Raw genomic sequence first — 11,496 nt, 5'->3', positions numbered from 1 at the left:
AGGAAGGAGACGAGTCCGTCCTGGCCGACGAGGTACTCGACGGTGCCGGCGCCGTAGTAGCCGGCTTCCTTGCAGATGGCCTTGGCGGAGGCGTGGATCTCGGCGCGCTGGTCGTCGGTGAGGAACGGTGCGGGAGCTTCCTCGACGAGCTTCTGGAAGCGGCGCTGCAGGGAGCAGTCGCGGGTGCCGGCGACGACGACGTTGCCGTGCTGGTCGGCGATGACCTGCGCTTCGACGTGGCGGGGCTTGTCGAGGTAGCGCTCGACGAAGCACTCGCCGCGGCCGAATGCGGACACGGCTTCGCGGGTGGCGGAGTCGAAGAGCTCGGGGATCTCCTCGCGGGTGCGGGCGACCTTCATGCCGCGTCCGCCGCCGCCGAAGGCGGCCTTGATGGCGATGGGGAGGCCGTGCTCGTCGGCGAAGGCGAGGATCTCGTCGGCGTCCTTGACGGGCTCGGACGTGCCGGGCACGGAGGGGGCCTTCGCGCGGGTGGCGATGTGGCGGGCGGTGACCTTGTCGCCGAGGTCGCGGATGGACTGCGGTGACGGTCCGATCCAGATCAGGCCGGCGTCCAGGACGGCCTGGGCGAAGTCGGCGTTCTCGGAGAGGAAGCCGTAGCCGGGGTGGATCGCATCGGCGCCGGACTTGGCGGCGGCGTCGATGATCTTGTCGATCGCGAGGTAGGACTCGGCGGAGGTCTGACCGCCGAGGGCGAAGGCTTCGTCGGCGAGGCGGACGAAGGGCGCGTCGGCGTCGGGTTCGGCGTAGACCGCGACGGAGGTGTAGCCGGCGTCGGCCGCTGCGCGGATCACACGTACCGCTATCTCACCGCGGTTCGCGACGAGAACCTTGCTGATGCGGGCAGTGGCGTGGCTGGGCACGAAGCCTCCTGTGAGGTCGGGTGGGCCGTCGCGTGGTGTCGCTCCGGCGGACGAGCACGGGCCTTCGCCCGCGCCATCGGTTGGTCATCCTAGTTTCGGAGTGTAGGGGTGAGCTCACTCCGGGCCCGCACGAGGTGTGTCCCGGTGGTCACGACGTCGCTGAGCACGGTCCGCAGTTCTGCCACGAACCGGTGGACGGCAGCGGTGGCGACCTCGCTGCTGGGGAACCGGGCCGAGATGTTGACGCCCTGCGGAGTGCGATGCACCCACAGGTAGACGTCGTGGTCGTACTTCCTGCTCCGCAGTGCGCGCGCGTTGACATCGGGCCACGTCCGCGCGTCGGGTGCGAAGCGCACGTCCATGAAGGAGACGACGAAACGCGGGGTGTCGTGCAGGTCGATCGCCTCGGCGACGAGATCGAGGGGGACACGCGAGATCGGACGGGTGCGTGCGATCTCGGCTCCGGCGCGCACGACGACGTCTCCGAACGACTCGCCGTCCGCGACGTCGAACGCGAGGGGAGCCACGCCGACGAACCAGCCGAGGGACGCGGCCCACGACGGGTCGTGACGGGTGTGCATCGGGGTGACCGTGCGGAAGCGCCCCGCACCGGACACGGCAGCCGCCGCAGCGCCCATCGAGGCCATGAGGCCGGCGGAGAAGCCCGGACCGGCGCGGCGGCACGCCACGGTGAACGCGTCCGCCTCCTCGGGCGAGAGGACCCACGCGGACAGTCCGGCCTGCGGGATCGGCACCTCCGGGACGGGTCCGATGTCGAGCGGGAAGGACGGGAATCGTCCCCCGTCCTCGGCGAGGAAGTTCGCCCACTCCACGGCGGCGTCGTGCGTCCGGTCGACCCCGCTGCAGAGGGTGCGCTCGAGTTCGCCGAAATCGAGGTAACTGCCGGTGGGGAAGAGCCCTGCCGGGGCGCCGGTGGTCTCCTGCTCGTAGAGGCGGGTGAGTTCGTGCGCGATGAGCACGATGGACAGCCCGTCGATGATCGAGTGATCGGCCGCGAAGAACACGGTGAAGTGGTCCGGCACTGCGTCGCTGCCGGAGTGTCCGGTGGGTTCGAGAGTGACGAACGCGTACGACGGCCACACCAGCGGCGACGTGTACTCGTCGAACAGGTGCTGAAGATGCTCGTACACCTCGCCGGCCTGCGTGCACGCGTCCTGCTGGATGACCCAGATGTCGGTGGCACCGACAGGAGCCGTCACGCGTGAGAGCACGCCCGTGTCGGGGTCGACGGTGGCGTTGGACCGCATACCCTCGTGCCGGTCGATCCACGCCAGCACCGCGCGCCGGAACGCGGCGGTGTCGAGCGGGCCCGCGATGTCGAACGCGGTGCCGAGCCACGACTCGCGACCGGCGGACGGCCTGGCCAGTGTGCGACGCAGGTGCGCCTCGTGCACGTAGGAGGTGGGCCGATCGTCGGGCAGCCACCCCGCGTCCTCCGGCGTCGATGCGTGCGGACCGACACTCGGGATCCATTCGGTGAGGGTGCCTGCCGGAATCGGGTAGTCGACCAGTTCGGTGAACTCCACGATTCGGCTGTCCTTCCACACCGGCGCGGCGCCCCGTCCGGACGCCGCTCTCGGTACCTCAGTCTACCGCTGAGAGCGACATTGTCCGAACAAAGCGGCGAGTCAGGAACGCAGGTGCTGTTTGACGCGGCTGAGCATCGCCGACATCCCGCGCAGCCGTAGCGGACTCACGGCCGCCGCGAGTCCCAGCTCGGTGTAGAAGTCGTCCGGGACGTCGAGGATGTCGTCGGCGGGAAGACCGTCGAGCCCCTGCGCCAGGATCGACGCGAAGCCGCGCGTGGTCGGTGCCTCCGGCGGGGCGCTGAAGTACAGGCGCACCGCAGACCGGTCGGACGAGTCCACCGACAGGAACAGCGGTGACTGGCACTCCGGGACGGGCTCCATCGCGGCCTGCTCGAGACCTGCGGGCAAGGCCGGCAGCTCCTTGCTGAACTCGAGCAGCATCGTGATCTTGTCCTGGCCCTCGACGGCCGCGAAGTCGTCGACGATCTCGGCCAGCGGCGCGGGCAGTGTTCCGCTCACTGCAGGGCTCCGGGCTCCTCGCCGCGCGCGATCGGTGTGCGCACGGCGTTGCCCCACTCGGTCCAGGAACCGTCGTAGTTCCGGACGTTCTCGTAGCCGAGCAGATGCGTCAGCACGAACCACGTGTGCGACGACCGCTCGCCGATGCGGCAGTACGCGATGACGTCGGCGTCGGCGGACACGTCCCCGTAGACCTCGTCGAGCTCGGTGCGGGACTTGAACCGGCCGTCGGGTGCCGCGGCCTTCGCCCACGGGATGCTCAGCGCTGTCGGGATGTGTCCACCGCGCAGCGCGCCCTCGTCGGGGTAGTCGGGCATGTGGGTGCGCTCGCCGGTGTACTCGGCGGGGGACCGCACATCGACCAGCGGGCCGGATCCGAGGTGTGCGAGGACGTCGTCCTTGAACGCACGGATGGCGGCGTCGTCGCGCTCGACGACGGGGTAGTCCGCCCCGGAGATGTCGGGGACGTCGAGTGTGGTGTCGCGGTTCTCGGCGAGCCAGGCGTCGCGTCCACCGTCCAGCAGGCGCACGTCCTCGTGGCCGAACAGGGTGAAGACCCACAGCGCGTACGCGGCCCACCAGTTGCTCTTGTCGCCGTAGATGACGACGGTGTCGTCGCGCGAGATGCCCTTGCGGTTCATCAGGTCGGCGAACTTCTCGCCGTCGACGTAGTCGCGCGTGACGGGGTCGTTCAGGTCGAGATGCCAGTCGATCTTGACCGCGCCGGGGATGTGGCCGACGTCGTAGAGGAGCACGTCCTCGTCGGACTCGACGACCTTGAGTCCGGGTGTGCCGATGTTGGCGGAGAGCCACTGCGTCGTGACGAGTCGTTCGGGGTGCGCGAACGACGCGAAGGCGGGGTGGGGATCTGGCGCGACGGACACGTGCGTCTCCTGAGGTTGTCAGACGGGGGGTCGAACTGATTGTGCGTGACCACACGATCCTAGGGCGCGCGTCGGGACGGCGTCAGACGCTGGTGTCGTCGATCCCGTCACGATGCGCCGCGGCGCTCTCCCACAGATCGGCGATGCCGACACCCACCTCGGCGAGCAACCGGCGTACCAGCGGCAGCCCGATACCGATGACGGACGACGGGTCACCCTCGATGCCGTCGACGAACCAGCCACCGAGACCGTCGAGGGTGAACGCGCCCGCGACGGCGAGTGGCTCGTCCGAGCGAAGGTATGCCTCGAGGTCCCGCTCGGTCGGCGAGGAGAAGTGCACCGTGGTCCCGCAGTGGGCCGCGCCGCGTGCGGTCACCCGGCCGTCGTCGAGCCGTAGGACGCAGTGACCGGTGAGCAGGTCACCGCTCGCACCGGCCATCGCCGCCCAGCGTTCGCGAGCGACGGCGACGTTTCGTGGTTTGCCCACGAGGTCGCCGCCGATCGACAGCATGGAGTCGCAGCCCACGACGACGACCGTGCCGGTCGACAGCTCCGGATCGTGGGCGAGAGCCTCTGCGATCACGGCCGCCTTGGCCGCGGCCAGCTCGGTGACCACCACCTCGTGGGGGGAGTCGGAGGGCAGTGCTGCGGCGACCGCGTCCTCGTCGACGTCCGAGACCCGGACGATCGGATCCACCCCGGCTGCCCGCAACACGGACAGGCGGGCGGGCGAGCGCGACGCGAGTACGAACCGGACCGTCACCGCGGTCCGGTGACCCCGGTGGTGAACGAGTAGGGCGAGAAGGCCGTGCCCGCGCGGTGCATGGTGGACGGGCGACCCCAGTGATCGAGCACGGGGATCTCGGTCGGCCCGGCGTCGGCCGTGGCGGCGGACAGGACGGCCACGAGGGCGGCGATCTCCTCGTCGGTCGGGTTGCCCGACTCGACGCGCAGGAAGGGCGCCGAGGGAGCGGTCTCGTCCGTACCGGACTCGGTCCGGTCGTCGGCTGATGTCACGAAGCGTCTCCTCCAGGTGCAGGTGTTCCCCGAACTCTAGGGGACGGTGACCTGCGCGTCGGCCGCGGTCCGGGTGTCCACCGCGAACCGTAGGGCGGCCTCGCACGGCTGGGCGACGAGTGCGAGGTGGTCCGTGACGGCGGCCACGAAGGCCTCGATCGTGGTGCGGGCGGTCGGGTTGTCGGGGAACCGGCTCCGCAGTGCGAGACCGTCCGCGGTGCGGGAGATCCAGAACTGCGCGTCGTCGGAGACGGTGACGTTGGAGATGTGGTGGGCGTCGATGCTGCGCAGCAGGTCGTGTCCGGGGGCCGACCGGTAGTCGACGTAGGACACCATGAAGACGTCCTTGCGCGGGCGCCGGAGTCCGCCCGCGGCCTCGACCACGCGGGCGATGGGCACCTCGCCCAGCGCGACCGCGCGTCGCACCGCCGGACCGGCCGAGCGGATCGTGGCCCTCAGGTCGCTCTCGGTGACCACCTCGAGCGGCGCGTTGGTGACGAACCAGCCGACGGACGACCGCCACGCCGCGGATCGACGGGTGTGCAGCGGGAACAGCAGGGGAACCGTGGCGCCACCACCGAGGTCGCGTACCGCGTGCGCCATGGCCGCGAGCACACCGGCGTAGAGGCTGGCCCCGTCGGCCCGGCACCCGGTCTCGGCCGCGTCGGCCTCCCGTGCGGTGAGCAGGGTGTCGACGCGGACCGCACAGCGGTCCGTGCGCCCGTGCGGGACTCCGAGATCGAGAGGGAACTGCGGCGGAGCGCCGGCGCCCGCGTGCAGGAAGTCGACCCACGTGCGGAGCCGGTCGTCCTCGAGGTCGATCGGCGTGCCCGCGGACTCGGCTGCGCAGTAGTCGACGAAGTCACCCGGATCCGGCGCGGTCTCCGGCTCGCCGAGATAGCCCCGACGGACGTCGTCGATGACGACCGCCAGCGAATACGCGTCGACGTGCGCGTGATCGAACCCGCACACCACCGTGGAGACGTCCGGACGATCGATGGCGAGGAAGGTGTAGGCCGGTGCGGAGAAGGGAGCGCACGCGGCGTCGAGCGCGCCGCGCACGACGCGGTGGGCCTCCGGGACGGACGGGACCGCGATGTCCGGTCGTCGTCGGAGGGTGAGCGCACCCTGCGGATGGTTCACGCGTGACGGACCGGAGTCGGACCGCACGAACCCGGTCCGGAGCGAACCGTGGCGTGCGACCAACCGCTCGAGAGAACGCGCCAGGGCATCGGTGTCCAGCGGCCCCGGGACGTCGAACGATGCTGCGAGCCACGTGCTGCCGTCGTCGACGTCGGCGAGGTGCGCACTCTGGTTGAACGACGGCGGGACCGTCGACGGGACGGGTTCGGCGTCGGAACGCACGAGCCACTGCAGGACGACGCCGGGGCGCGGGGCCCAGGCGTCCACTCCGATCACGTGCACGCGCCACCACCGACGACGCGGTTCCCGTCCCGCGCGACCGTCTGCAGGACCTCCCGCAGGTGCTGGTGGTATCGCGCCACCTGCCGCTGCGCCTCGGGCGTCGCGGGAGTCTGCGACCCGAGATAGAAGTGGCGATCGTCCCGGTTGAACCACATGGACGCGTTCGCGGTGCGGCCCTCGCCGGTGAACAGGATCGCGTCGTCGTCGGCCTCGGAGCCGTGGCCGGGGAACCAGCGGAAATCGATGTAGGACAACAGGTGCGGGCTCGATGCCAGTCCGGCGCCGCCGACACCGGACTCGAAGAGCAGCTGCAGCACCTTCCCGATCGGCGCTGCCGCGGTGGCCTTCGTGCGGGCGTAGGCCTCGCTCGCCCGACCGACGAGGGTGCGGAAGTCGCCGGCGCCCGCCACGGGGAACGTCACGGGCGCGAAATTGCAGAACCAGCCCTGGGACAGGGCGAAGTCCCCGAGGTGGCGGGTACCGAGCACGGTGATGCCGGCGTAGTCGTCTCGGCCCGCGAGCTCGTGATCGGTGATCGCGACTGCGGCGAACAGGCCCGTGACGAACTTCCCACCCGCGTCCCGGCAGGCGGCGTCGAAGGCCGCGGTGTCGTCCGCGCCCAGCAGGTCCATCTCGATCGGTTCGACGGGAGCGGTCTCACCCGGTGCGAGTCCGAGGTCGAACGGGAAGGACGGCATCGCGCCGCCGTGGGCTCGCACGACGTCGATCCACTCGGCCAGCTCGGGGGAGTCGGCGTCGACGGCCTCGGCCTTCTCGTTCTCGATCGCGACGTGCTCGAGGAAGCTCCCGGTCCACGCCGAGATGTCGGTGGGTGCACGGTTCGACTGCGCCGCGCGATAGAGATCGGTCAGCTCCGCCAGGACCAGGACTTGCGAGGCGCCGTCGGAGAACGCGTGGTCCGCTCCGTAGTAGAGCGTGAATCCCCCCGGTCGCGCCACGGCCCCGAACGCCACGGCGGGCCAACTCAGGGGTGTGGCGTCCCGCGAGAGCCGATCGCGCACGTAGTCGAGGAACTGGTCGGGCGCCGAGCACTCGCCCGCGGAGACGGCCCGCAGGCGCGCGGCCGCCGGGGGAACGCGGCGCCGCACGACCGCGGCGCCGTCCGTCTCGAACCACGTCTGCAGTCCCTCGTGGCGCAGGAGGAACTGCTCGAAGGCGAGGGTCAACGCGGCGACGTCGAGATCTCCGGCGACCTCGGTCGCGGAGCCGAGGTACGCGGTGTGCGTGCCTCCCCGGTCCGCCACCGCGCGCACACCGCGAACATGGTTCTCCTGCAGGAACGACGGCGGGGTGGGATCGACCGGTGCGGACTCGACGAGCGGCCGTGCGTCGTCGACCGGATGCCACTCGAGCAGTTCGCCGGGTGCGGGTTTCCAGTTGCGCATCGCCGTGATGATCATGCGTGCACCGTCCTGTCCGCCCCGCTCTCGACGACGGCGCCGGCGGACTCGCGCAACACCTCCTGGAATCGGGCGAGGTAGGCGTGCACGTTGCGGACCGCCTCCTCGTGGCCGGGGAACCGGGCCGCGATGCTGAGGCCGAGCGGCGTGCGGAGAATCCAGAAATAGACCTCGTCGCGGGAGGCGGTGGCACTGCGGAGTGTGCGCGTGTTCCACAGCGGCCACGACTCGGCATCGGGGGTGTGACGCAGATCGAGGTAGGACACCACGAACTGCGGCACCGAGTCCACGTTCAGCAGCCGCGCGACACGGGAGTACGGCTGGCGTGCATAGCCCTTGACGGCGTCCAGGCCGGCGGCGGCGCGGCGCACGGCGTCGTCCACGTCCGAGGCGGGGTCGACGTGGACGTCGACCGGCACCACTCCCACGTACCAGCCGACCGATTCGGCGTACTGGGGCTCGAAGCGCGTGTGCATGGGCATGGTCACTCGCAGTCGGCGTTCACCCGCAAGGTCGCGGGAGGTCAGTGCCAGCGCACCGACCACGGCCGCGGTCATGGACGCACCCCGCGCGCGGGTGTGTGCGGCGAGCGCGTCGGTGTCCGCCGCACTCAACAGGTACCGGGAGAGACTGCTCTGCCGCTCGGGACCGTGCTCGTCGTCGGCGCCGACCGGGAGGGGGAACGGGGGGAAGCTGCCGTCGGAGAGGAAGGACGACCAGGTGCGGACCACCTCGTGGTCCGGGGTCAGGCAGTCACCGGTCTCCCGGTCGACGACGCTGAAGTCGAGATGACTGCCGATCGCCGCCAGCCGTGGATCGCGCGCATGGATCTCGAACTCGTACAGCCGGCGGAGTTCGCTGACGGCCAACAGCATCGAGTACGCGTCCATGACGGAGTGGTCGGCTCCGAAGACGAGCAGGAACCGGTCCGTCTCGTCGTCCTTCTCGGTCGACGAACCCGGGGCGATGTCCTCGACCGTGGCGACCACGCAGTGCGGCCACCGGAACGGCGACAGGGTGCGGGCGAAGAAGTCCGAGACGTCGGCGTGCACGTCGGATCCCGTGCGCCGACGCCCGAGTACACGCGGAACCACGTCCACCGCATCCTCCGGGACGGTGGAGCGGGCGAGACGGGCGCCGCCGTCGGCGTCGACGCCGTCCGTCGTGACCGTCGAGCGGAAGGTCTCGTGGCGAGAGGTCCAGGCGCGCAGAGCACGACGCAGCGCCTCGGCGTCGTACCGGTCGTGGATCTCGAACACCGCCCCGATCCAGGCTGCGCCGATCTCGTCCGAGGATCCCGTGGCAGCCTTGGCGAGGCTGTGACGGCAATGTTCCTCGTGCGTGTAGGCCAGTGGTCGGTCGTCCCGATACCAGCGGTCGGTCGCGGTGACGGTGGGGATCCACTCGGTCACCACGCCCCGGGGGAGCGGGTGATCGGCGAGCTCGGTGAATTCCATCTTCGGTCTCACGTCCGTTCGGGTCGAGATCGCAGGGTCGGGAAGTGGAGCGGTGCGCTCAGGGCATTCCGCGATCGGTGCGGGGGCGCAGGAGATGTCGCGCGGAGAAGGATCCGCTGTCGCTGTCGTAGGCGCGGATCATCACGAGTCGGCAGGCGTGGAGCACGGACACCCCCGGCACGTACAGCACGAGCGCTGCCGCCGCGAGCGCGTGGCGTCGATGCAGTCGCAGGGTTCGGGGGAGGCACGCCATGTAGCGGACGAAGGACCGCATTCCCGATTCCATTCGGCGCGGCGACACTCCCACGGTGAGGGAGGGCAGAAAGGCGTTGCGCCCGCCCGACTCCTGGACGCAGAGCCCCATGTCGACGTCCTCGAAGACGTCGCGGCGCAGCGAGACGTCCTCGCGGATCAGCTTCCACGTCTCGCGGCGCAGGATCATGTTGGAGCCGTACAGGACCGGAACGTCGCGGACCTCCGGCGTGGACGGCGACCGCCGGGCGAGCGGGGACCACCGCGCCTTGATGCGGGCGGCCGCGTCGCCGTAGGGCAGCTCGTACGCCTCACCGCGTCCGCACGCGGCGGCCCAGTGCTGATCGACGTCGGCCGCGAAGAAGTCGAGAATCGTTGCCGCCCAGTCATCGGGCACGCGGGTGTCGGCATCGATCCGGGCGACGAGATCCCCGGACGCCGCATCCATACCGGCGTTCCGGGCGAAGACGAGACCCTGCTGCTTCTCGGTCACCACGCGGATCTCGGGGTGGTCCGTGGCATGTCGTCGCACGATGTCACGGGTGCCGTCCGCGGAGTTGTTGTCCACGATGATGATCTCGGTGATGCAGTCGAGCTGGGTGCACAGCAGGTCCAGGCACGCGCCGATACACTCCTCCTCGTCGAATGCCGGGACGACGACGGACAGGGACAGTCGGTTCATCGGGAGGTCTCCGTTCGCGAGGCGGTCGGGTGCAGCGGGGCCCTGCGGCGCTGCGCTGCCGCCTCGACGAGGTCGGCGCACCGCCGGACCGCATCGGTGGGCGAGACGAGGGAATCCGCGAGACACTCTGCAGCAGAACGTGTCCGTGGGTGGAGCACCCGGGCCAGAGCGGCATCGAGCGAGGCGGAGGACGCCGATCGTGCGGCGACGCTCGCGCCGACTCGCGAGGCGACGACGCGTCGTCCCCACAGGGGTTGATCGGCACCGACGTGACACACGAGAGTGGGTCGACCGGCGCGCAGACCGGCGGCGGTGGACCCGGCGCCGCCGTGGTGGACGACGGCCTCGCACTGAGGGAGCACCGCGGTGTGGTCGACGGCCGACACCGAGAGGACATCGTGCCCGAACTCGCTGGAACCGGGGGCGTTCTCGCGCAGCAGCCGGTCGTCCCAGCCGCCGACGAGCAGAACGCGTCTCCCGGCACGCCGAACGGCAGCGACGAGTTCGTCGAGAAGAGCCGCGCCGCCGGGGACCGTCATGCTGCCGAACCCGATGTACACCGGTGGTGTGCCCGCGCGGAGCCAGGAATCGAGACCGTCGGTGACCGGGGCAGCTCGCTGCACCGCGGCGCGAGTGCGGGCGTCGGGATGCAGGAAACCGGTGAGAGGTCGCGCCGGGCCCCATTCCTCCGTGAGCCCGGGGAACAGCGCCGCGTCGTACGCCTGGATCTCGGTGACGCCGGAACGCGCCAGCGCCCCAGCGACACTGGATGTCATGGGCGGAAGTCCGAGTTCTGCTCGGAGGGTGGTGTGCGCACCACGGGAGGCGCGCCACAGTGTGGTGTCGAGCGCCCACCACGCCGCGCGGTGCACGAACCCCGGGAGGGCCGACGGTACCGGGACGACGGAGGCGACGCCGTTGCTGCGAACCGGGCAGAAGTGCAGGGGTGCGTAGGGGATCGAGTGCACCTCAGCCACGTCGTACGCGCTCTCCTGACCGACGGACGACCCCACGAGGACATCGCTGCCGGCGGCCAGGTCGGTCAGCGCGGCTCGCGCGGCGCGACCTCCCGCGACGGTGACGGCCGTGATGGCTGCCAGCCGGCGGCGCGGGTTGCGCGAGGCCATGTCTCGGGTCACGAGGGGCGAGGTGAGCAGCTCCGCGGTGTCCACACCGCACGGGCGAGCATCGAGTCCGGCGGACGCGGCGAAGGCGACGAGGTTCGGCGGAACGGCGAGCACCACACGGTGTCCACGTCGTTCCAGCTCGGTGGCCAGGACGACGCCGGGCTGCACGTCGCCTCTACTTCCCTGAAATGCCAACGTGACCTGCATGTCTCACCCCCTCGAGCGTTGCTCCGCGACCCCCGCGCGCCGAGCGTCCGCAACTGATGACCTCCGCGAACTGT

At 70.7% G+C, this 11,496-nt stretch carries 11 protein-coding genes; all 11 read right to left on the bottom strand.

Annotated elements, in window-relative coordinates; genetic code table 11:
• On the bottom strand, positions 1 to 881 hold an 881-nt coding region (locus BR07_RS0119785; RefSeq protein ID WP_027506910.1), incomplete at its 3' end, for an ATP-binding protein.
• A gap of 89 nt (positions 882 to 970) precedes the next feature.
• A complete protein-coding gene (locus BR07_RS0119780; RefSeq protein WP_027506909.1) occupies positions 971 to 2,428 on the bottom strand; it encodes a condensation domain-containing protein in 1,458 nt (485 codons plus the stop codon).
• Positions 2,429 to 2,530: 102 nt separating this feature from the next.
• Positions 2,531 to 2,950: a SufE family protein gene (locus BR07_RS0119775; protein WP_037186768.1), complete on the bottom strand. Its 420-nt coding sequence runs from the start codon at positions 2,948 to 2,950 to the stop codon at positions 2,531 to 2,533.
• Positions 2,947 to 3,834, bottom strand: coding sequence for a sulfurtransferase (locus BR07_RS0119770; RefSeq protein WP_027506907.1), 888 nt, complete (start codon positions 3,832 to 3,834; stop codon positions 2,947 to 2,949). Before BR07_RS0119770 ends, BR07_RS0119775 begins: the two co-directional genes overlap by 4 nt.
• 82 nt (positions 3,835 to 3,916) lie before the next feature.
• Entirely contained in the window at positions 3,917 to 4,597 is a 681-nt protein-coding gene (locus BR07_RS0119765) for a Maf family protein (protein ID WP_027506906.1), read from the bottom strand.
• On the bottom strand, positions 4,594 to 4,851 hold the full coding sequence (locus BR07_RS0119760; RefSeq protein ID WP_027506905.1) for an acyl-CoA carboxylase subunit epsilon: 258 nt from the start codon (positions 4,849 to 4,851) through the stop codon (positions 4,594 to 4,596). The genes BR07_RS0119765 and BR07_RS0119760 overlap by 4 nt, the downstream gene beginning before the upstream one ends.
• Before the next feature lie 36 nt (positions 4,852 to 4,887).
• Complete coding sequence (locus tag BR07_RS25605) at positions 4,888 to 6,276, bottom strand: condensation domain-containing protein (protein WP_051613610.1); 1,389 nt, start codon at positions 6,274 to 6,276, stop codon at positions 4,888 to 4,890.
• Positions 6,267 to 7,697 (bottom strand): condensation domain-containing protein, encoded by a 1,431-nt coding sequence (locus tag BR07_RS0119750; protein WP_027506904.1) that lies wholly within the window; start codon positions 7,695 to 7,697, stop codon positions 6,267 to 6,269. The genes BR07_RS25605 and BR07_RS0119750 overlap by 10 nt, the downstream gene beginning before the upstream one ends.
• Positions 7,694 to 9,154, bottom strand: coding sequence for a condensation domain-containing protein (locus tag BR07_RS0119745; protein ID WP_027506903.1), 1,461 nt, complete (start codon positions 9,152 to 9,154; stop codon positions 7,694 to 7,696). Before BR07_RS0119745 ends, BR07_RS0119750 begins: the two co-directional genes overlap by 4 nt.
• 58 nt (positions 9,155 to 9,212) lie before the next feature.
• Positions 9,213 to 10,088 (bottom strand): glycosyltransferase family 2 protein, encoded by an 876-nt coding sequence (locus BR07_RS0119740; protein ID WP_027506902.1) that lies wholly within the window; start codon positions 10,086 to 10,088, stop codon positions 9,213 to 9,215.
• Complete coding sequence (locus tag BR07_RS0119735) at positions 10,085 to 11,422, bottom strand: glycosyltransferase (protein ID WP_027506901.1); 1,338 nt, start codon at positions 11,420 to 11,422, stop codon at positions 10,085 to 10,087. Before BR07_RS0119735 ends, BR07_RS0119740 begins: the two co-directional genes overlap by 4 nt.
• Positions 11,423 to 11,496: the final 74 nt, after the last annotated feature.

It is taken from the genome of Rhodococcus sp. UNC23MFCrub1.1, assembly GCF_000686025.1.
In the GTDB taxonomy this organism is placed as follows: Bacteria; Actinomycetota; Actinomycetes; order Mycobacteriales; family Mycobacteriaceae; genus Rhodococcoides.
The sequence above is the reverse complement of the archived record's forward strand: the minus strand, read 5'-3'. Positions and strand labels throughout refer to the sequence as shown.

Excerpts from the sequence above, each read along its gene's own strand:
- BR07_RS0119750 (WP_027506904.1), bottom strand. The coding sequence starts at position 7,697 with ATGATCATCACGGCGATGCGCAACTGGAAACCCGCACCCGGCGAACTG.
- BR07_RS0119745 (WP_027506903.1), bottom strand. The coding sequence starts at position 9,154 with ATGGAATTCACCGAGCTCGCCGATCACCCGCTCCCCCGGGGCGTGGTG.
- BR07_RS0119740 (WP_027506902.1), bottom strand. The coding sequence starts at position 10,088 with ATGAACCGACTGTCCCTGTCCGTCGTCGTCCCGGCATTCGACGAGGAG.
- BR07_RS0119735 (WP_027506901.1), bottom strand. The coding sequence starts at position 11,422 with ATGCAGGTCACGTTGGCATTTCAGGGAAGTAGAGGCGACGTGCAGCCC.